The organism is Pedobacter paludis (assembly GCF_003173575.1).
Taxonomy (GTDB): domain Bacteria; phylum Bacteroidota; class Bacteroidia; order Sphingobacteriales; family Sphingobacteriaceae; genus Pedobacter; species Pedobacter paludis.
In genome coordinates, this window is the sequence record NZ_QGNY01000005.1 from 322,361 (window position 1) to 344,304 (window position 21,944).

20 protein-coding genes and 2 tRNA genes are annotated in these 21,944 nt (G+C 36.0%); 6 read left to right on the plus strand and 16 right to left on the minus strand.

The genetic code is table 11. The features are described from left to right. Positions 1-23 precede the first annotated feature (23 nt). From DF947_RS15535 to DF947_RS15550, 4 genes are all read right to left on the minus strand, one after another. Positions 24-341 (minus strand): RNA recognition motif domain-containing protein, encoded by a 318-nt coding sequence (locus tag DF947_RS15535; RefSeq protein ID WP_109930958.1) that lies wholly within the window; start codon positions 339-341, stop codon positions 24-26. Between the two features lie 284 nt (positions 342-625). Continuing rightward, the gene (locus tag DF947_RS15540; protein ID WP_109930959.1) at positions 626-1,183 is read right to left on the minus strand and encodes a hypothetical protein; all 558 of its coding nucleotides are present in this window, start codon (positions 1,181-1,183) and stop codon (positions 626-628) included. Positions 1,184-1,470: 287 nt separating this feature from the next. Beyond that, a tRNA-Glu gene (locus tag DF947_RS15545) sits at positions 1,471-1,542 on the minus strand. Between the two features lie 79 nt (positions 1,543-1,621). Further along, positions 1,622-1,697, minus strand: a tRNA-Met gene (locus DF947_RS15550). A gap of 115 nt (positions 1,698-1,812) precedes the next feature. Here DF947_RS15550 and era point away from each other — a divergent pair. The 3 genes from era (at position 1,813) to DF947_RS15565 (ending at position 5,011) form a co-directional block, all read left to right on the plus strand. Beyond that, on the plus strand, positions 1,813-2,709 hold the full coding sequence (gene era / locus DF947_RS15555; protein ID WP_109930960.1) for a GTPase Era: 897 nt from the start codon (positions 1,813-1,815) through the stop codon (positions 2,707-2,709). A gap of 131 nt (positions 2,710-2,840) precedes the next feature. Further along, positions 2,841-4,142 (plus strand): ribosome biogenesis GTPase Der, encoded by a 1,302-nt coding sequence (gene der, locus DF947_RS15560; protein WP_109930961.1) that lies wholly within the window; start codon positions 2,841-2,843, stop codon positions 4,140-4,142. A gap of 359 nt (positions 4,143-4,501) precedes the next feature. Then, positions 4,502-5,011, plus strand: coding sequence for a GNAT family N-acetyltransferase (locus DF947_RS15565; RefSeq protein ID WP_205940799.1), 510 nt, complete (start codon positions 4,502-4,504; stop codon positions 5,009-5,011). A 96-nt stretch (positions 5,012-5,107) separates the two neighbouring features. On the opposite strand, the gene DF947_RS15570 is transcribed toward DF947_RS15565, so the two are convergent. From DF947_RS15570 to DF947_RS15620, 11 genes are all read right to left on the minus strand, one after another. After that, positions 5,108-5,323: a hypothetical protein gene (locus DF947_RS15570; RefSeq protein ID WP_109930962.1), complete on the minus strand. Its 216-nt coding sequence runs from the start codon at positions 5,321-5,323 to the stop codon at positions 5,108-5,110. Between the two features lie 59 nt (positions 5,324-5,382). After that, on the minus strand, positions 5,383-6,147 hold the full coding sequence (locus DF947_RS15575; protein WP_109930963.1) for a 5'-nucleotidase, lipoprotein e(P4) family: 765 nt from the start codon (positions 6,145-6,147) through the stop codon (positions 5,383-5,385). A gap of 41 nt (positions 6,148-6,188) precedes the next feature. After that, on the minus strand, positions 6,189-7,316 hold the full coding sequence (locus DF947_RS15580) for an ATP-binding protein (protein WP_109930964.1): 1,128 nt from the start codon (positions 7,314-7,316) through the stop codon (positions 6,189-6,191). Between the two features lie 195 nt (positions 7,317-7,511). Then, the gene (gene atpG / locus DF947_RS15585) at positions 7,512-8,396 is read right to left on the minus strand and encodes an ATP synthase F1 subunit gamma (RefSeq protein WP_109930965.1); all 885 of its coding nucleotides are present in this window, start codon (positions 8,394-8,396) and stop codon (positions 7,512-7,514) included. Between the two features lie 87 nt (positions 8,397-8,483). Then, the gene (gene atpA / locus DF947_RS15590; protein ID WP_109930966.1) at positions 8,484-10,058 is read right to left on the minus strand and encodes a F0F1 ATP synthase subunit alpha; all 1,575 of its coding nucleotides are present in this window, start codon (positions 10,056-10,058) and stop codon (positions 8,484-8,486) included. 230 nt (positions 10,059-10,288) lie between these two features. Further along, entirely contained in the window at positions 10,289-10,828 is a 540-nt protein-coding gene (gene atpH / locus DF947_RS15595) for an ATP synthase F1 subunit delta (protein ID WP_109930967.1), read from the minus strand. A 104-nt stretch (positions 10,829-10,932) separates the two neighbouring features. Then, positions 10,933-11,427, minus strand: coding sequence for a F0F1 ATP synthase subunit B (locus tag DF947_RS15600; RefSeq protein ID WP_109930968.1), 495 nt, complete (start codon positions 11,425-11,427; stop codon positions 10,933-10,935). Positions 11,428-11,513: 86 nt separating this feature from the next. Further along, a complete protein-coding gene (gene atpE / locus DF947_RS15605; RefSeq protein WP_025144011.1) occupies positions 11,514-11,726 on the minus strand; it encodes an ATP synthase F0 subunit C in 213 nt (70 codons plus the stop codon). A gap of 41 nt (positions 11,727-11,767) precedes the next feature. Beyond that, positions 11,768-12,898 (minus strand): F0F1 ATP synthase subunit A, encoded by a 1,131-nt coding sequence (gene atpB / locus DF947_RS15610; protein WP_109930969.1) that lies wholly within the window; start codon positions 12,896-12,898, stop codon positions 11,768-11,770. A gap of 14 nt (positions 12,899-12,912) precedes the next feature. Beyond that, positions 12,913-13,302 carry a hypothetical protein gene (locus tag DF947_RS15615; protein WP_240615392.1) on the minus strand — a complete coding sequence of 130 codons (390 nt, stop codon included), beginning with the start codon at positions 13,300-13,302 and terminating at the stop codon, positions 12,913-12,915. Positions 13,303-13,452: 150 nt separating this feature from the next. Continuing rightward, positions 13,453-13,674 carry an AtpZ/AtpI family protein gene (locus DF947_RS15620; protein ID WP_109930970.1) on the minus strand — a complete coding sequence of 74 codons (222 nt, stop codon included), beginning with the start codon at positions 13,672-13,674 and terminating at the stop codon, positions 13,453-13,455. Between the two features lie 111 nt (positions 13,675-13,785). Here DF947_RS15620 and porW point away from each other — a divergent pair, with 111 nt between their 5' ends. The 3 genes from porW to uvrC all read left to right on the plus strand — a co-directional run bounded on the left by porW (position 13,786) and on the right by uvrC (position 20,899). Then, the gene (gene porW, locus DF947_RS15625; RefSeq protein WP_109930971.1) at positions 13,786-16,554 is read left to right on the plus strand and encodes a type IX secretion system periplasmic lipoprotein PorW/SprE; all 2,769 of its coding nucleotides are present in this window, start codon (positions 13,786-13,788) and stop codon (positions 16,552-16,554) included. Between the two features lie 101 nt (positions 16,555-16,655). Then, positions 16,656-18,875 carry a transglycosylase domain-containing protein gene (locus tag DF947_RS15630; protein ID WP_109930972.1) on the plus strand — a complete coding sequence of 740 codons (2,220 nt, stop codon included), beginning with the start codon at positions 16,656-16,658 and terminating at the stop codon, positions 18,873-18,875. 191 nt (positions 18,876-19,066) lie between these two features. Beyond that, positions 19,067-20,899, plus strand: coding sequence for an excinuclease ABC subunit UvrC (uvrC, locus tag DF947_RS15635; protein WP_109930973.1), 1,833 nt, complete (start codon positions 19,067-19,069; stop codon positions 20,897-20,899). A gap of 130 nt (positions 20,900-21,029) precedes the next feature. On the opposite strand, the gene porN is transcribed toward uvrC, so the two are convergent. Continuing rightward, positions 21,030-21,941, minus strand: coding sequence for a type IX secretion system ring subunit PorN/GldN (porN, locus tag DF947_RS15640; protein WP_109930974.1), 912 nt, complete (start codon positions 21,939-21,941; stop codon positions 21,030-21,032). Positions 21,942-21,944 lie beyond the last annotated feature (3 nt).

The following is a 21,944-nucleotide window of genomic DNA, read 5'->3' on the forward strand; positions in this document are numbered from 1 at the left end:
GATCTCTAGGGATCTCGTTTTTTTTACCCTTTAGAAACTCTTGGTCTTTTCTTTTTAAAAGAATCGTTATTTTTTGAAAAGGGTTTGGTTACAACAGGTGTATCTGGATTAATTTTTATGGTTACTACGTTGCCTTTAAAGGTTTCGCCATCTAACATAGAAATAATGTTTTTAGCATCGGCTAAATCTGGGATTTCTAAAAACGCATAACCTTTGCATTTACCTGTGGCTCGATCTCTCACTACTTTTATTGTATCCACGCGACCATGTAAACTTACGAATATCGCCAGTTCCATTTCCTGAATGTTTTCAGCTAGTCCACCAATAAAAAGTTTAGGCATAAAATATTGTTTTCGGATGTTCTTTTAAGTTCTTTCGGCAAACTTCTTCAGTAATCCGTTAAGAGCATTACAAAATAAAACAATTGAAAGCTGAAATCGAAATTTTATAGCACGTTTTACGTAAAAAAAATCGCAAATCGCTTGATTTTTAGATTGTTTTATTTTTATAAAGCAAACTCAGTCCATCGGCAACTTTAACAATAGATTATATGCTCATAATTAATTTAGGTGGTTTAAAAATTTCCGAAACCATTTGTTTGAGAAATGGCTATTAAAGCCATTCCTCAGCAACCGTTATTTTTGCTAAAATCACGTTTAAAAAGCACCTTGTTATTTTGCTCTATGTAATCGCCCGAGATAATCAAATATGGATGATTAGGCGAATATCCTGCGCTTCGGCTTTTTACAATTATTTTGTCGTTTACCTTTAAGCCATTCAATTGCTTAAAATCCTGAGGACTAAATTGCATCATGTACTCTTCTCCACCAATTTGCACTATAAGCCATTTCGATCCTGATGAATTTAAGCCCGTGCGCTGAAAAGTAACAGAGGTAACTACAGCCTCCATATTGGCAAATTCTTTAATGTAATTCCTTATTTTATCGTGACTGGCATGCACTTTTTTACCTGCAGGAGAAACCTCCCATTCTTTGTACCTAATGCCATCAGGCGAAGCTTCCCATTTTTTCCTTTCATCCAAGCGGGCTTTCTTGTCAGCAATAGACAATGGCCTTGGAGATGGCTTAGTTTCATTTTTAATTTCACGATTGGCAAATACAAATCCGCCTACCACAATCAGTGGTGCAATCATCGCATAGATGACATTTTTTTTATTTTTCATATCCTTTGAAATTGATTGAACGAATTTACTTTGATATTTTTCAGGCTGTGTGATTTGGATTGTAAATAAAAATGTAAACTTTGTAAATAAATTATAAATACTTACTGAATCGCTGATTCTATGCAGATTTAGGGATGAAAATTAGCTACTTCTTGCCTGCAGTATCTTAACGCAATCATTAGCTGTAGGTTTTGCCAATAAACATAATTTGGAAACGGATAGGAGGATTGACCAAAATAGCACGCATAAAAAAAGCATCAACCTTTATCAGATTGATGCTTTTCCTGTAGCCCGTAGGGGAATCGAACCCCTGTTTCCAGAATGAAAATCTGGCGTCCTCACCCCTAGACGAACGGGCCATTAAATTTTAGAGTTTAGATTTTAGAATTACGATTATTTTCAAATCTAAATTCATAAATCTACCATCGTCAATCTACTTGGTAGCGGGGACACGACTCGAACGTGCGACCTTCGGGTTATGAGCCCGACGAGCTACCAACTGCTCCACCCCGCACTCTATATCAACTCGATTTTTCACTTGAATTAAATCCTTAACTCTGTTTCCGAATTGGAATGCAAAGATATAATTCGTTTCTTTGTACTGCAAATTTTTTTTAAAAAATATTTTAATGGCGCATAAAGCAGGTTTTGTTAGTATAATAGGTAAACCAAATGTAGGTAAATCGACCCTCATGAATGTGCTTGTAGGCGAGCGGCTTAGCATTATTACTCCTAAGGCTCAAACCACAAGACACCGAATTTTAGGGATCGTAAATGAGGAAGATTATCAGATTGTTTTTTCTGATACTCCAGGTATAATTAAGCCAAAATATAGCTTACAAGAGAGTATGATGAGCTTTGTTAATGGATCTTTAACTGATGCCGACGTACTTTTGTTTGTAACCGACATTAACGAAGAGCATGATGAAGATGATGTTTTGGAAAAAATTTTAAACCGAGATATTCCAACAATCGTACTCATAAATAAAATAGATAAAGCGTTACAAGGACAGGTAGATGAGAAAATTGCCTACTGGCAGGAAAAGCTTAATCCCGTTTCAATTCATGCAATTTCTGCCTTACATAACCACAATGTAGACGGAATTATGGATCTGGTTCTAGATTTATTGCCAGAGCATCCTGCTTATTACGATAAAGAAGAATATACAGATCGCTCAGAACGTTTTTTTGTTTCGGAAATTATCCGTGAAAAAATCTTCTTAAATTATCAAAAGGAAATTCCTTACAGCACAGAAGTTATTGTAAAAAGTTTTAAGGAAGAACAACTTAAAAATGGTAAAGGCGATATGATTCGCATCAGTGCAGAAATTGTGGTAGAACGCGATTCTCAAAAAAATATCTTAATCGGTACTGGTGGCAACATGCTTAAGAAAGTTGGTACAGAGGCCCGCACAGAAATCGAGAAGTTTTTAGATAAAAAAGTCTTTTTAGAAATGTTTGTAAAGGTAATTCCAGATTGGAGAAGTAAAAAGAACTACCTAAAGAGCTTCGGTTACGATAATTAAGCGTACCTTTGCAGCCCGAAAGAAATCGGTTAGTAGTTGATAGTCAATGGCTGATAGCCAAATCATTTAAGCACAATGCGTAAATATCCCGACCATTAACTATAAGCCATTAACTATCAATAATACAGATCATGAGTAACATTATAGCCATCGTAGGCAGGCCAAACGTAGGCAAGAGCACCCTTTTTAATAGATTAACAGAAAGTCGCAAAGCAATTGTAGATGATTTAAGTGGCGTAACCCGCGATAGACATTACGGCGTTGGCGAGTGGACCGATAAACAGTTTACAGTAATTGATACCGGTGGTTACGTAGCCAACTCGGAAGACGTTTACGAAGCCGCAATTCGCGAGCAGGTAATGATTGCTATTGAAGAGGCTAGCGTTTTGATCTTCATGGTTGATGTTACTACAGGTATTACCGATTTGGATGACGACATTGCACAGGTTTTGCGCAAAAGCAACAAGCCGGTTTTTGTTACGGCAAATAAAGTAGACAATACAGCTTTACACAGCGAAATCAGTACTTTTTACGGTTTCGGTTTGGGCGAGGTTTATCCACTCTCGTCGATGACGGGTTCTGGAACTGGAGAGTTGTTGGATGAGATCATCAAAAATTTCGAAGACATTCCGGAGGAAGAAAATCAATTACCCAAAATTACCATTGCAGGTCGCCCAAATGTTGGTAAATCATCATTGGTAAATGCCTTAATCGGTAAAGAACGTAATATTGTAACAGCCAATGCGGGTACAACCCGCGATTCGATTAAAATTCATTACAACCAATTTGGGCATGAATTTATGTTAATTGATACAGCAGGTTTACGTAAAAAAACCAAGGTAAAAGAAAACCTTGAGTTTTACTCGGTAATGCGTACCATTAAAGCCTTAGAAGAAGCTGATGTTGTTGTGTTAATGATTGATGCTCAAGAAGGAATTGAAAGTCAGGATATCAATATTTTCCATCTTGCAGAAAAAAATAAAAAAGGGATTGTAATCTTGGTAAACAAGTGGGATTTGATCGAAAAAAATACGCAAACCATGAAAGCTTTCGAAGAGCAGATTCACGAGCGTATCCGTCCATTTACCGATGTGCCCATCATCTTCACTTCGGTATTAAACAAACAACGTATTTTTAAAGCAATCGAATCGGCTTTAGAAGTTTATAAAAATCGCAGCAAGAAAATTCCTACTTCGAAATTAAACGATGTAATGTTGCCATTGATCGAGAAATTCCCACCGCCAGCATTAAAAGGTAAACACATTAAAATTAAGTATATCACTCAGATTAACGCAACATCGCCAATGTTTGCATTTTTCTGCAACTTGCCACAGTACATCAAAGATCCGTATAAACGTTTCATTGAAAACAAGTTGAGAGAGAACTTTGATTTTTCTGGCACGCCGATTCAGATTTATTTCAGACAGAAATAGAATAAAACCAAAGCTGAGGCTATAGTTCAATTTCAAAATAATTATAATTAGGGCTTGCATTTATTTGCAAGCCCTATTCTATTTTCCATAGCATCCATTTCTGTTTTTACGCTTTGCCATTTCCTCTGGAGGGAACAAGAGGAGGAACTGATCGTTTATCCTCTTTTGTGATATAAATATTAGATTGAGGAGCAATTTGCAGGTGAAAAGTATAATGCATCTTAAGAGATCTTCCTCCTCGCGAAAAGCTCGTTCGAAATGACGGTTAGGCCAATCGATTTTTTGTTGTTTATCTTTCCAAATAATGAATGCCCCGATTTATAATTTCGATTTTCCAAAAACCTATTTATCTTCGCAATATGCAAATCCAAGTATTAAATAGCCAAAGCAACGATATTGATACCATTTTCGAATTTTATGATATGGCTATTGCGCATCAAAAGAAAGTGTTTAACAAACATTGGCAAGGCTTTAGCCTGGATTTGGTTACGCAGGAAGTTTCAGAAAATAGACAGTATAAAATCTTGGTTGATGGTGTAGTGGCCTGTGTATTTGCCGTTACTTTTGCTGATAAATTAATTTGGGGCGATCGTGATCAGGATTCTATTTATATCCACAGAATCGTTACCCATCCAAATTTTCGGGGATATGCCTTTGTTAAGGAAATAATTAAATGGGCGAAGGAGTTTGCATCGGAAAACAATATTAAATACATCAGAATGGACACCTGGGCCGATAACGAAAAATTATTGGAATATTATACCGCCTGTGGTTTCGAATACGTTGGAGTGGTAACCCTAAACGAAAGCGAAGGATTACCTAAGCATTACGAAGGCATAAGTTTAAGTCTTTTTGAAATCGTAGTTTAACTAAACTTTCCCAAAACCTAAATCGTAATTGAATTACAATAAAAAAAGCCGATCATGTTTAACATAATCGGCTTCCATATTTAGAAAGAAATATTTTTATGCATCTAAAATTTTGAATACACCTTTAATGCAGATAATTGCACCGATGAATAGGATAATCCAAGAAACTAAAGATAAAACCCAAGAATCGAATGCAAAACGTGCATAAGTACCAACCATACAAACCAGTACGCCAAAAATCATCATTTTATAAATACCTGGCTGGTTAGCCGCTTTCATGCTTTCTGTATTGTGTTTTAATTCGTTTTCCATAATGAATTTTATTTTATGATGTTGCAAAAGTAATACTTATTGCTGAATATTTATAAAACTTAGTAACTTTTTAATCGTTCTAAACGTTGTTTAGCTTTATCTTTTTCGCTTAGCTTTTCACCCTTGTACAATGGCTTTTCCCAATCTCCGTACATTGGGTTGGGTAAAACAATAAATTTTGTTCCAAATAGCGCCTGATTTCCGTTTACCTGCTCGAAAGTATTTTTTTCATCGCGATAAAAAATGTTACTAAAATCGCTTAAGTTATCGCCACAAAGCAATAAAATATGATGAGTTTCTGCTATTTTTTGGCGGCGGGGCTCTTTATTTGATGTACCTTTTGAAACCACTAGGTGAGCATCATCTGCATACGGAAATCCGAATTTCTGAAGGTTTTTTAGTGTTGCTGCATAATCTTTTTCATCGCGATTGCTTACATAAAAAGTTTCGATATTTTTAGAAGCTGCAAACTTTAAAAAAGCCAAAGCACCTGGCACGGTATCTGCCTGAGAAAGGTTTGTCCATTCAGTCCAATCCGCAGGGTTGTAACTTAAATCTTTTTTAATTTCATGACCTTGAAAAGCAGAATTATCCAAAACGGTTTCATCAATATCTACGATTACACAATTTAGCTTTTTGCTTGTATCTGCCCAAAGTGCTTCTTTTAGTGATAGACGAGCAAAGTTATAAGCCTGAAAACATAGAGCCCTATATTCGCCAGATGTTTGTTGCCAAAGCACCGCGTTTGTATAATCTCTTGCTGGCGATTGTGCCTTAACTAAAAATGAAGTGAGCGATAATAGGATGAAGATGTATTTTTTCATACGTTCAATTTAGAGCAAATGTAGTTGATGAGGTTTAAAGGTTAGCTATTTAGAAAAACTGCTCTTTCAGCTTTGGATAAAATATTTGTTACAGCGTTGGGGTAGGCTTGCGTAAAAGTAACCGGAATCTTATCCTTTGCTTTTTCATTCCATTTAAATTCTACCGCTAAAAGTTTATCCCCTTTTTTTTCAATATAATCTATTTCTTGTTGTTGTGTAGTGCGCCAGAAAAAAATATTTGCCTCTATCTGGTTTTGGTGCAGATATTTCATTCTTTCCGCAATCATATAATTTTCAAATAAAGCACCTGTATCATTTCTGTTTGCCAGCGAATTAAAATTTCTGGTAACAGCATTTATAATTCCAGTATCGTAAAAATATATTTTCTTGTTCTTTTTGATTTCGTTACGCACATTGCCAGAAAATGCTGGCAAAACAAAAACTACAAAAGCTTTTTCAAGAAGACTGATATATTTTTCAACAGTTTTTTGATCTGCCTTTACCAATTGTGCCAATTCCGAAAAATTTACTTCACTCCCAACCTGTAAAGCCAGTGCTTTTACAATTTTTTCAAATAACAAAGGTTTTTTCACATCCTCTAAAGCAAATAAGTCCTTATACAAATAACTATCAGCAAGTAACCTTAAATGTTCTTCCGCATTTATAGGATCATTAATTACTTCTGGATAAGAACCATAAATTAATCTTTGTTCCAAGGATCTTTCTTCAGTAAGAAAATCAGTATTATTTACCAGTTCTGCATACGAAAAAGGCAGAAGGAGCATTTCATATTTTCTACCCGTTAAGGGTTCATTAATCTTGCTGGATAATTCAAATGCTGATGATCCAGTTGCAATTACCTGAACACTTTTAAAACGATCTACAATAATTTTAATGAATAAACCAACATCAGAAATTCGCTGTGCTTCATCTATAAAAAGTATTTCATAATCGCTCAGCATTTGTGCGATATGAGTAGCATTTGGTTTGGTTAAACTTTCTCTTACATCTGCATCATCACCATTAAGATACAGCGTTTTTTTATTCACTTTTTCCAGTAACTGCTCTACAAAAGTAGTTTTACCAGTTTGTCTCGGTCCAAAAATGACGAATGCTTTGCCTTTAAAGAGCCTTGCGAATGCATAATCTATCTGCTTTCTAAAAACCATACTAATAATCTACACTACAAAGTATAATAATTTTGGATTATATTCCAAAATAAATATAATAATTTTGGATTACATTCCAAAAAAAACATAATTATTTTGGATTAGCATCTACATTTAATCAAAAAAACCCTCATCAATTAAGATGAGGGTTTGTGTATCTTAACCTTCGACAAGCTCAGGATAATAAAATTAACTTTATCCATTCAATGCGGCTGCACCACTTACAATCTCAGTTAACTCAGTTGTAATCGCGGCCTGACGAGCCTGGTTATACGAAAGTTTTAAGGCTTTTAATAATTCTCCGGCATTTTCCGTTGCTTTATCCATTGATGTCATACGAGCGCCGTGTTCTGATGCGTGAGAATCTAAAACTGCTTTATATAACTGAATTTTAACTGATTTAGGAATTAATTGCTCTACAATTTCTTCTTGCGAAGGCTCTAAAATGTAATCAACATTGGTTGATTTAGTTTCAACCTTTGTTTCTTCAGCTTTTGGCAAAGGCAATAATTGTTCAGAAGTAATAATTTGAACCGCCGCGTTTTTAAAGCGATTGTACACCACTTCTACTTTATCAAAGTCGCCTTTAATAAATCCAGCCATTATAGCATCGGTAATTTTGGTTACGTTTTCAAAAGTTAGCGCCGAAAAAACCTCGTTGTTATTACCAATTACGTTGTAGTTACGTTTTTCGTAAAAATCTTGAGTTTTCTTACCGATAGAAATAATACTTACATTACCGTTTTTCAACTGTTCGCTGTATTTCTCTGCAATTAAGTTGTTGGCCGCTTTAATTACGTTCATGTTAAAAGCACCCGCCAAACCACGGTTTGATGATACAGTTACAATTAATACCTTATTAGGTTCACGCTCCTGTATAAAAGGCGATGAAGAACCTTCTAAACTTGCAGATAGATTACCTAAAATCTCTTTCAGTTTAGTTGCATAAGGACGTAAAGCGATAATTGCATTGGTTGCACGTTTCAACTTAGCTGCCGAAACCATTTTCATAGCTTTGGTAATCTGCTGGGTTGATTGTACCGATGCAATTCGGTTTCTTACTTCTTTTAAATTAGCCATTCTTTATTTAGATGTGAGATGTGAGATATAAGATGTGAGACGTTTCCGTCCCAATCTCAAATCTCAAATCTCATGTCTCAAATCTTATTAATATTTACTTGAAATCTCTTTTGCCACTGTATCTAACACACCAGTAATGGTATCATCAAACTTACCAGCTTTTAATGCCGCTAAAGTTTCTGGATGACGCATTTCCAATTGGGTTAAATATTCTGTTTCGAATTCTTTTACTTTATCAACTGGTACGCTACGCATTAAGTTTTTGGTACCTGCATAAACAATAGCAACTTGTTTTTCTACTGTAAAAGGAGTAAACTGTGCTTGTTTTAACATTTGTACGTTACGTGCACCTTTATCCAAAACCGATTTTGTTGCAGCATCCAAATCAGAACCGAATTTAGAGAAAGCCTCTAACTCACGGTATTGAGCCTGGTCTAACTTTAAAGTACCTGCTACTTTTTTCATCGATTTAATTTGAGCATTACCACCCACACGTGATACCGAGATACCTACGTTAATAGCCGGACGGATACCTGAGTTGAATAAGTTCGACTCTAAGAAAATCTGACCATCAGTAATCGAAATTACGTTAGTTGGAATATATGCTGAAACGTCTCCTGCCTGAGTTTCGATAATCGGTAAAGCTGTTAATGAACCACCACCTTTAACAATATGTCTGATCGATTCTGGTAAATCATTCATCGCTTTTGCGATATCATCATTCGAGTTGATTTTCGCAGCTCTTTCTAACAAACGACTGTGTAGGTAGAAAACGTCACCTGGATATGCCTCACGGCCCGGTGGACGACGAAGTAATAAGGATACCTCACGGTAAGCAACTGCTTGTTTAGATAAATCATCATAAACAATTAAAGCTGGTTTACCTGTATCACGGAAAAACTCACCAATTGCAGCACCCGCAAACGGAGCATAAAACTGCATTGGAGCAGGATCTGCAGCTGAAGCAGCAACAACAACTGTATATGGTAAAGAGCCATTTTCCTCAAGTGTACGTACAATGTTCGCAACGGTAGAGTTTTTCTGACCAATAGCTACATATATACAGAATACAGGCTGGCCTGCTTCATAAAATTCTTTTTGGTTGATAATGGTATCAATACAAACTGCAGTTTTACCAATCTGACGGTCACCAATAACCAACTCACGTTGACCACGACCAATTGGAATCATTGCATCGATTGCTTTAATACCGGTTTGTAAAGGCTCATTTACCGGCTGACGATAAATTACACCCGGTGCTTTACGCTCTAAAGGCATTTCGTAAGTTTCACCCAAAATCGGACCTTTACCATCTAAAGGCTCTCCTAATGTGTTAACTACGCGGCCAAGCATACCTTCACCAACTTTAATAGAGGCAATTTTTTTAGTACGTTTAATTGTATCACCTTCTTTAATCTCGTCAGAAGCACCCAAAAGTACCACACCAACGTTATCTTCTTCAAGGTTTAATACAATGCCCTGTAGGCCGTTTGCAAATTCAACCAACTCTCCCGATTGAACTTTAGTTAAACCGTAAACACGGGCAATACCGTCGCCCACTTGCAACACGGTACCAACTTCTTCCAGTTCGGTTTCTGATTTAAAGCCCGCCAATTGCTGTCTGATAATTGCCGATACTTCGTCTGGTCTTACCTCTACCATAATTTTAATTATATCTTTTTGTAAATGTAAATCTTGTAGTTCTTTTGTTATTGTAGTCCCGCTATTCGTTTCAAGTTTTTGTTAATGTCATGCCGAGCTTGTCGAAGCAACGCAACAAAAAGCTTTTCACTTCTATCGGGTTTATATATTTTAGTGCTGTAGTTCTTTTATTATTTCAGTACCCATCATAGTTTCTTAAAATCTACACTGATACTTTATATTAAAGTTTACTACAATGCAAATTCTTTTTTTAGTTTACTTAAGCCACTGGCAATACTGGCATCAAATTGCTTATCGCCAACTTTCAATATAAAACCGCCAATTAATTTTTCGTTAATTTTCTCGTTAACAATTACCTGATTAGCGCCTAATTCTCTTTTTACAATCTCAACAATCTGCCCTTTGGCTGCTGGGCTTAAAGCGGTTGCTGTTGTCACATCTGCAGTAACAATACCTTTAATTAAGTTGTATTGTTGCACAAATTGTTTTGCTGTTGCGAATAATATAGCCGAACGGCCCTTACTAATTACAATTTTGAAAAAAGTAATGGTTAACTGACTTACTCTATTACCGAAAATACCATTTAAAATACCAGTCTTTTTATCCAAAGGTACAATTGGGTTTTTCAATATCGCTTCCAGCTCAGGGGTTTCATCAACCACTTTTTCAAACAAAACCATATCATTGTAAGAAGCTTCTAACGCGTTGTTTTCAACGGCTAAGTCTATTAATGATTTGGCGTATCTGCTTGCAACTTTAATTTCTGACATATTTTTGAGTCGTAAGTTGTAAGTTATAAGTTATAAGTTAGTTGATCATTAAAATCTTTCAACTACACCCTAATACTTAGAACTTAAAACGTAATACTTATAACTTAATTTAATTCAACGTCTTTTAACAAATTAGCTACCAAGGCTTCTTGTTTGGTTTTATCATCTAATTGAGTACGCAGTACACGTTCAGCAATTTCTAACGATAAAGAAGAAACCTGATCTTTAACTTCTGCTAAAGCTGCTTTCTTTTGGTTTTCGATTTCAATCTTAGCTTTTTCGATTAATTTAGAACCTTCTACCTGAGCTTGTTTTTTAGCTTCGTTTAAGATCCCATCTTTAAGGGTTTTAGCTTCCTTTAAAATTTCATCGCGTTCAGCACGGGCTTGTTGCATCAAATCTTGGTTTTGAGCAGTTAAGCGGGCCATTTCTTGTTTAGCCAATTCAGCTTTGTTCAAAGCTTCATCAATACTTTGCTCACGATCATGGATAGCACCTAAAATAGGTTTCCATGCAAATTTCCTAAGTAATATTAATAAGCAGATGAACGATATTCCGGTCCAAAAAACTAATCCTATGCTTGGGGTTACTAATTCCATTTTATCTAATTTTTAAAATAATCTTTTTATTAAGGCTGGGTAAATAACCAATCGTTAAATACCCTGCCTAAATTTTTCAGTGATTATTAGCCGTTTAAGCCTAATAATGCAACTACTACACCGAATAAAGCAGCACCCTCGATAAGGGCAGCAGCGATAATCATTGCAGTCTGAATTTTTGATGCAGCTTCTGGTTGACGAGCAATACCTTCCATTGCTTTACCACCTACTTGACCGATACCGATACCTGCACCGATTACTGCTAAACCGGCACCAATTGCCGCGATTGAACCTACCATAACTAATTTAATTTATATTAATTGTAAAAAATAGTTTTCTATTAATGATGCTCTTCTACTGCCATTCCAATAAATAAGGCAGTAAGTAATGTAAAAATAAAGGCCTGTAAAAATGCCACTAGCAATTCCAATACATCCATAAACAAAACGAAGGCTACTGAAACTGGAGCGATAGCCAATGTTTCGAAAATAAAAATTAGGGATATTAAGCTTAATACGATGATGTGACCAGCAGTAATGTTTGCAAACAAACGTACCATTAAAGCAAAAGGCTTAGAAATAATACCTACTACCTCTACTACAACCATTAAAGGCCATAACCAAAATGGAACATCGGGTAAAAAGATATGTTTCCAGTAATATTTATTACCATTAACATTCACGATAATCATAGTACCTAAAGCCATCACAAAAGTTAAAGCGATATTACCCGTTACGTTTGCACCGCCTGGAAAAATTGGCACCAAGCCTAACAAGTTGTTAAACCAGATAAAGAAAAATATTGTTAATAAGTACGGCATAAATTTCGCATACTTATGACCAATATTTGGCTTTGCAATATCATCTCTAACAAAAACAATAATCGGTTCAAGAAAAGACTGTAAGCCTTTTGGTGCCTTACCAATTCGTTTTCTATATGAACCAGCGACAGATATAAACACAACTAATATTAAAAATATTGCTACGAACATCGCCGCAACGTTTTTTGTGATTGAAAAATCCAAAACAGTTTTACTGGCAACTTCGTCAACATTACCATCAGCACCAACCACTTTAATATGATCTTCTACCAAACGGTAAGTGTTGTGAGCACCCTTGTAATCTTCTTCTCCATGATGAAAATGACCCGAAGAAAAGAATTCCAATCCATTAGCTGTATAAAGGATTACTGGAAGTGGCATTGAAGTATGACCCCAGAAATGCCACATATGCGAATCCGCAATGTGCTCCATAATAACCTTTGTTGGCTCAAATTTTTCTTTACCGTGCTCTACAGCACCATGTTCGCCAGAAACGGCCTCAGCGGTTTTGGCAACAGCACTATCAACTGGAACAACAGCACTATCAGCTTGAGCGAAAGTATCAATTTTGATAGATAAAAACGCGATTAAAAGCGTAAAAACAATAATTACCTTCTTAACTTTTGATACTAAAACTTGGTTACAATCCATTTATTGGCAGATTTTTACTTTAAATTTTGGTGGCGCAAGTTACGTAACAAACAGTAAATTTCAAAGACAGAAAACAATAAATATAAAGAAAAAAAATTAAGGAGAAATATTACCCCAATTCCCTTTACTTTAATACTGTAAATCAGCACAAAAGCCATACAAAATAACATCTTCACAGCAATAGATCCCATAATTGCCATAATACCTACTTCAGGATCGCGTTTTATACCAATATCAACAAGCAAATACGCAATGTAGGTGATGCCAGCCAAAAAGCCAAACATGAGCCAAAAGTTAGGCACAAACAATTGCAGTCCTGAAAATATTGAAGGTAAAACAGCAACAACGCCAATTAAGACGCCAATAAAAATGAGATAGATACTTGTAAATTTGGCTAGAGTCAATGGAATAATTTCTTTGCAAATAAAAACTTTAGCAAAGATAGGATTTTAGGGCGATAAGCGCTGTGGAAATGTTAAATTGTTTGATTGATAGATTGTTGAGCAATAAGTAACTTTCCTTTCAGCCCAAATTTATAGTACAGCACTAAACAATTACTTTGTTGCCTGCCGAATAGCTTGGTATAAAGCAATACCAACACCTATTAATGCAAATAGCGCCGTAATTAAATTGGTTTTACTGTTTCGGTGCTGATCGATTTTATAACCTATAAAAGTAAGTAAGCCTATGGTTGCAATCATTTGAAAGCCTATAGCTGAATATTTTGCAGCGGCATTTACCTTTTTTTCGGGTTTTTCTTCTTTCTGATTTTCCATTTTTTAATGCAATAATTAAATTAACTTTGAATAATTAAAATTTGTTGCCCAATAAAATAATTTTGCATACTTTTTGTTAAATGTATATCCACTTAAAGAGATTTATTATACTTGAAAAAACGCACCTACAAACCCTTAAATCCCTTCCTTTTTTGCTTATGTCTGTTATTTGCCTTCGGGTGCATAACGCCTAAAGATACCACTGTTAGCCGCAAGATGCAAAACTTGACGGCAAGGTATAACTATATCTATAACTCTAATGTTTTACTTACAGAGTATAATGAAGCTCTGGCACAAAGTTATTCTGATAATTACGAGAAAATTCTACCGGTTTATTTGGATCCTGAACCTCAGGTTAATCTGGTTTTAACACCGGGTGTTGCCAACAAACAATTAGATGAAGTTATTTTCAAAGGTCAGACTATTATTAATGATAAAAGCTTCAGCAATTATATCGATGATGCCTATATGTTGCTGGGCAAGGCCAACTATTTAAAAGGCAACTATTTTATTGCTTCAGAATATTTTGACTATACCGCCAAAACGTATGGAAGCGATTTAAAAACTTTTATAATGGCGCTTAACTGGAAAGCGAGAAGCCAGATGGAGCTAAATAATATGGCATATGCCGATAAGATTTTAGATACCATGTTGCGTGCTGCAGATGAGCTTAAAAAAGATTTGGCAGAACCTTTAGCCACTACTGCTCAAATGCGCATTTATCAAAAAAGAAACAAAGAAGCCATTCTTTTATTGGAATCGGCAATTTCCAGTTCTTCGAAAAATCAGGATCGGATTCGTTGGAAATTTATTCTTGCCCAATTGCAGGAAAAAGAAAACAATCTGCAAGATGCTTATGCCAATTTTACCAAAGTAGAAAAGAGCAATGCTCCTTTTGAAATGTATTTTCATGCAAACTTAAACCGTATAAAATTAAGGGCACTATTAAGCGGAGAAAAACTGAATAAGGAACAGCAGTTGCTCGCTTTGTTAAAAGACGATAAAAATTTCGACTATACCGATCAGATTTATTATCAGGTTGGCGAATTATTCTCCGCTCAGGGAAATTTTGCAAAGGCAGAAGAAAATTATCAAAAATCAGTTCAAAAAAGTACAAGAAATCAAAACCAAAAAGCACTCTCCTATTTAAGAATTGCCGATTTAAACTTTAAGGAGTTTAACAATTACATTAAGGCAAAATTGTATTACGACAGTACAGTCATGATATTGCCGAAAAATTTCCCTGATTATGACAACATTGTTAAAAAGGCAGATAATCTTCAATATTTAACCGATCGATATACCATTATATCAAAAGAAGATACTCTACAAGCCATTGCGAAATTGCCGGAAACAGAACGCGAAGCCAAAGTAAAAGCTTTTTTAACACCTAAAGTTACCTTAGTTAACACCGGATCGAACAATAATCAATTTCTCAATGATCCAAATGCACCGAACCAGGCTTTGAATTCACCTCTTGGTTCCGGAAGCACATTTTATTTTAATAATAATGCGGCCATAAGCAATGGTTTTTCTGATTTCAAAAAGCGTTGGGGAAATAGACAGCTGGAAGATAATTGGCGCCAAAGCGTCCGTTCATCGGCTCAAGAAAACAACCAGGTCTTAGCTGGGGGAAATGTTGCAAATGGAATTACACCTGCGAACAATACAAATCCAACATCTACAAATGATCAAACTTCTTTAGAAAAACAATATTTGGAAGCTTTGCCAACCACGGCTGATTTGATTTCTAAATCAAACCAAAAAATTATCGATGCTTATTTTGAAATTGCGAGTTTCTATCAGCAGGAGCTAAACGATAAGGTTGAAGCCAATAAAGTATATCTAGAATTACTTAAACGTTTCCCAGAAAACAACCATTTAGTGGCGGTTTACTACAGTCTTTATTTAAATTATCAAGGAGTTGATCAGGTAAAATCTGACGAATACAAGCAACTGGTTCTAACTAAGTTTCCAAACTCGAACTTTGCAAAAACCATTCTAGATCCTTCGTATTCGGCAAAACAAAATCAATTGGAAAACGTGGCCAACAACAACTACAATTCAACCTTTGATGCTTATGCAAAGAAAGATTATACAAGTGTAGTAAAGCAGGCAAACGATAACATAAGTGCTTTCCCAGAAAACGATTTGGCACCACAATATGCTTATTTAAAAGCAATCGCTGTTGGCAGAACATCAAAAGTAGATGCCTTATTAACAGAATTCAATTCGATTATTACCCTTTATCCAAACGATAAAATTATTACGCCACTGGTTAGGGATCATTTAAAATACATTGATTCAAATTTGGTAGAGTTTAAGCAACGTCCTGTGGCCTTAATTGATTTTGATGCAAATGAACCGCGTTTCGTAAATCAGGCAAAGCCTGAAGTTGCAAAACCTAAGCCCATTGAAAAAAATATAAACGCTGCCGATGAACCAAAAGTCGCTGTAAATAAGCCTGTAGAGAAACCGGCCGAAAAGCCTGTTGTTAACCCGAACAAACCTGCAAGTATTTTCAGTACTGCAACATCAGACACATATTATTACGTTATTGATGTAGCGGATGCAACGCTTACCTTAAGTTCATCGCGTTTCGGATTGGGCCAATTTAATCGTGGAAATTATCCAGATAATGATTTGGTTCATAAATTGATAGAACTGGATAATGATCAGCTCATTTATGTGACGAGCTTTATTGATTTAGAAGATGCGAAAATTTATGAAGAGAGCATTAAAGGGCAGTTAAAAAACATTATGAAGGTTCCTGAAAATATTTATAAAGGATTCATTATTAGTAAAGAAAATTTCGATAAGCTAAAAGATAGACAAAGAATTAACGAGTATCTCGAGTTTTACAAAAACAATTATCAATAAGGTTGCCGATATTTGCGACATTATTTGCTTGTAGATAGATATAGACACATCATGATTTACGATGTATAGTTAAATATCTGTAGGCAACAAAACAACATACAATGAACAAACCCCTTTCAAAAGAAGAAACAAAAAGATACAGTCTGCGCATTTGGAAAGTATTAATTGGTGGAATCGCATTATTTGCAATATTCATTTCGATGATTGGATTTGGCCTTTTTGGTGCGCTTCCGTCTTTCCGAGATATTGAGCATCCTAAAAGCAATCAGGCTTCAGAAATTATTGCGGAAAATGGCCGAACGCTTGGAACGTACTTTGTTCAAAACAGATCGAATGTTAGCTATAAAGACATTTCGCCCAATGTAATAAACGGTTTAATTGCTACTGAAGATACCCGTTTTAAAGAGCACTCGGGAATAGATTTTCAACGTACATTCACCATCATATTTTATAACTTAATCGGGAAAAAACAAGGTGGAAGTACCATTACACAACAATTGGCTTTAAACCTTTTTTCGGAAGAAGGCAGACAAAGAAACTTCTTTAAAAGGGTAATGCAAAAATTTAAGGAGTGGATTGTAGCTGTAAAACTAGAACGCAATTACACCAAAGAAGAAATTATTACCATGTACCTGAACACGGTAGATTTTGGTAATCAGGCATATGGTATCAAATCGGCTGCTCGGGTTTATTTCAATACCACACCAGATAAGTTATCCGTTACCGAAGCCGCTACATTAGTTGGCATGCAGAAAGGAATTACTATGTACTCACCTACGCGTAATCCGGAGCGCTCAAAAGCTCGAAGAAATACCGTTATGGCAATGATGGTAAAGTCTGATTACTTAACCCAGCAGGAATTTGAGAGGCAAAAAGACCAGCCACTAAATTTACATTTCAATGCTGCAACCGTTAATGATGGAATTGCCCCTTATTTCCGTTCGGTCTTAAAGAGCGATATTAAGACAATTTTTCAAGATCAGGGGATTACAAAATCTGACGGAACACCTTATGATTTGGATCGTGATGGGTTAAAAATATATACCACATTAAATTACGATATGCAGGTGTATGCTGAGGAAGCTCAAAAAGAATACATGAAGGTTTTACAGCAACAGTTTGTAAATAGCTGGAAAGGCCGGAATCCGTTTAAAGATAAAGCCTTACAAATTGAGCAAGGGATTAAACGTTCCGATCGTTATAAATCATTGAAATTAGAAGGAAAATCTGACGAAGAAATAAAACAAGATTTTAATACGCCAACAGATCTAACCATTTTTACATGGAAAGGGAATGTAGATACAACCATGAAACCGATTGATTCTGTACGTTATTATAAAATGCTTCTGCGCAATGCCATGATGACAATGGATCCAACAGATGGTCATGTTAAGGCTTGGGTAGGTGGGATAAATTTCGAGCATTTTAAATACGATCAGGTTAAAATGGGTACTCGGCAGGTTGGCTCTACCGCCAAGCCATTTACTTATGCAGTTGCAATAGAAAACGGTTACTCACCTTGTTATACAGTTCCCAACGTTCCGGTTACCATTGATGGCTACGGAGATCCCTGGACTCCAAAATCTACAGGAACCTTGCCAGGAATTTTGACCTTGCAAAAGGCTTTGGCTTATTCGCAAAATTACATTACAGCTTACTTAATGAAACAGGTTGGCCCCGTGGCCGTAGCAAATTTGGCAACTAAAATGGGCATTCCAAATGTTCCGGCTTACCCATCTATTGCGCTTGGTACGTTCGATGCATCGATATATAATATGGTAGGCGCTTACGGTGCTTTTGCCAATAAAGGGTTTTACACGCAACCCATTTATCTTTTAAGAATTGAGGATAAAAACGGTGTGGTACTGTATTCTCAAAAAGCGATTCCGAAACCTGTAATGAGCGAGGAAGTTGCATATGTTATGACCAGGATGCTAAAAGGTGTGATCACAAACGGAACCGGATCTAGATTAAACTATAAGTATAAAGTTAACGCACCAATTGGTGGTAAGACCGGTACAACTCAGAATAACTCTGATGGTTGGTTTATGGCCATTACGCCTCAATTGGTTACCGGCGTTTGGACAGGTTGCGAGGACAGAGCTTTTCATTTTATCAGTACTGGCCAAGGTGAAGGTGCAAATACAGCACTTCCAATTTTTGCTGGTTTTATTAAACGTGTATATGCAAATCCTTCTTTAAAGATCAGTCACGCAGATTTTGAAATACCTAAAGCAGGCGTTTCTATTGTATTTGATTGTAACCAATATCAAAAACAAGAAGAAGGAACAACTGAACTTGATGAAAAACTCGGCTTTTAAACCGCTGGGTTTTGCGTGAAGGATAGAAGTGGAAAGCCCGGAATGCCGATTTTTCATCGGCATGAGGACTTGCAACGGATAGCCTGACCCTTGCGAAGCTTGGTGGCACGCCCAAATGATCAAAAACAAAAATAATGGCAATCCCTTTTTAAAGATAGATTTTCGCTTTCGAATCCTATTTTTGTACTAATATGAGCACCTTCGACCATAAAACAGCATTAACCGCAATTCCGCATAAGCCCGGTGTTTACCAATATTGGGATGCGGATGGAAAGCTGATGTATATAGGAAAAGCGAAAGACTTGCGCAATCGGGTTGGTTCTTATTTTAACAGCGATAAAAATCAGTTTAATGGCAAAACGCGGGTTTTAGTCTCAAAAATCAGGAAGATTACCTTTACCATTGTTGATACCGAAATAGATGCTTGGTTGCTCGAGAACAGCCTAATTAAAAAGCATCAGCCGAAGTTTAACATTAACCTAAAGGATGATAAAACCTACCCTTGGATTATTGTTAAAAACGAAAACTATCCCCGTATTTATTGGACCAGAAAAGTAATTAAGGATGGATCTACCTATTTTGGCCCTTACGGTTCTATCGGGATGATGCATACCATTTTAGATCTGATTAAGGAAACCTACACCCTGCGTACCTGCAATTTGCCCTTGAATGAAAAAAATATAGCTGAAGGAAAATTTAAGGTTTGCCTGGAATATCAAATCGGGAATTGTAAGGGTCCTTGTCAGGATTACCAGTCAGAAAGTGATTATGATCGAAATATTGCTGAAATTAAAGAGATTTTAAACGGCAAAATTGGAAATGTAATTCGCGAGGTTAAGGGAATTATAAAAACGGCATCAGAGGAATTAAACTTTGAGCTGGCCCATCAATATTCAAGAAAATTACAGGTTCTAGAAAAATATCAAAGTAAATCGACGGTTGTAAATAGTGCAATTACCAATGTTGATGTAGTGAGTATTGCTTCTGATGAGCGTTACGCCTTTGTGAATTATTTGAAGGTAATGAACGGAACGATTATTCAAACACAAACCATTGAGATTAAAAAGCAATTGGATGAGAGTGACGATGAACTTTTAACGACTGCCATGTTGGAATTCCGCACAAAATTCAGTAGTACATCGAAAGAAATAATTGTGCCTTTCGAACTTTCTCTAGAAGATGAAAATTTGAGATTTACGGTTCCTAAACTTGGTGAAAAAAAGAAGCTTTTGGAGCTTTCGCAAAAGAATGTGCTTTTCTTTAAAAAGGAAAAATTAAATCAATACGAAAAGTTAAATCCTGATTTACGCACCGATCGGATATTAACAACGATGCAAAAGGAATTACGTTTAACGCAATTGCCAAAACATATCGAGTGTTTTGATAACTCAAACTTTCAGGGTAAATATCCAGTTTCTGCCATCGTAGTTTTTAAGGATGCCAAGCCATCCAAAAAAGATTATCGCCACTTTAATGTGAAAACGGTGGAAGGTCCGAACGATTTTGCGACCATGGAAGAAGCTGTTTTCCGTCGTTATAGGCGCATGTTGGACGAAGATCAGCCTTTGCCTCAACTCATTATTATTGACGGCGGTAAAGGTCAGCTTTCTTCTGCTATGAAGAGTTTAAAATTATTGGGTATTGAACACAGGGTTACCGTAATTGGAATTGCAAAACGATTGGAGGAGCTCTTTTATCCGGGAGATTCTTTTCCTTTATATCTCGATAAAAAATCTGAGACATTAAAAGTGATTCAACAATTACGAGATGAGGCGCACCGTTTCGGAATTACCTTTCACCGCAAAAAACGAGATCAAGGAACGCTTAAAACTGAACTCGAACAAATTGAAGGAATTGGCAAAACTACGGCAGATAAGTTGTTAACCCATTTTAAATCCGTGAAAAAAATTAAGGAAGCAACCGAGAAAGAATTGGCAACATTGCTAAACAAAAAGCAGGTGATAACGCTTCAAGAATATTTTACCCCCCAAACCCCTGAAGGCGGAGCTGAAAACCCACTTTAAATAAGACTTGCAAAAATGTAGGCGATTTAAAAGAAAAGCGTTTTAATTTTATCTTTCACAAAAAAAGGAACCAATACAGATTGGTTCCTTTTTTTATGCGTTTTATAAAGCCCCCTTTAGGGGGTTGGGGTTAGTATTCCCAAAGTCCCTGCTCGTAATCGAGAACTGACTTTTTAATTCTTTCTGATTCCATAAGTCTTTCTCTAGGATCAGTAATAATATCTCTAAGCTTGTTATCGCCAGGATTAGATTCTTTAACAATATAGCTGCTAAATAAACGACGGATAAAGAAATCGTCAAAGCTTAAGGTAGAAGCATCATTATTGGTATTAATTAAGCGTTTTTTAGTTAAGATTTCTCTGGCTTCTGGATAATAAACCCAAAAAACCGGTTGCCATTGTTTTGATACCTCATTAAATTTTAATGGTGCAATACCAACAATACGAGGTTCGAAAATAGAACGTTTAACATCAAAAATCCAATCTTCCTTAATTCTGAATTTAAGGAATAAATCAGGGTTAAAATCATTTACTACAGTGGTTACTGTTCCCGTTTTGTTATTTGAAACTTCGGCAGTACCAAGTGCAGATTTAGCTGCAGAATCTGCTGATAAAGGATTAAGAAAAGAATCATCTTCGTTTAATGCACTATCAATTGGAGCATAAGCGGTTAATTCTTCTGATTTAATTGCAGAGATTAATACGTCGATCAATCTTGATTTTGGTGATTTTAACGCTGAATTTACCGTATCACGCAAATCAATCTCTCTCCAGATTCGTTTTGCATAAAAAACATCTTCTTCACGCACATCTGCCAAAGGTACCATTTCTGTGCTATCAATATCCTTACGGGCATAGAAGCCATCTTTTGGTGGTACTTTTAGCTTTTTCTTAGCTGTTTTAACCGGTGCTTTAACTGTATCTACAACGGGTGTAGCAACTACTGCAGCTGGTTTTTTCGGAGCTAATTTTGTTGCCTTTTTTTGGGCAAAAGTAAATGTTGCGATTAAGACTAAAACAGCTATACTTAAAATCCTTTTCATAAT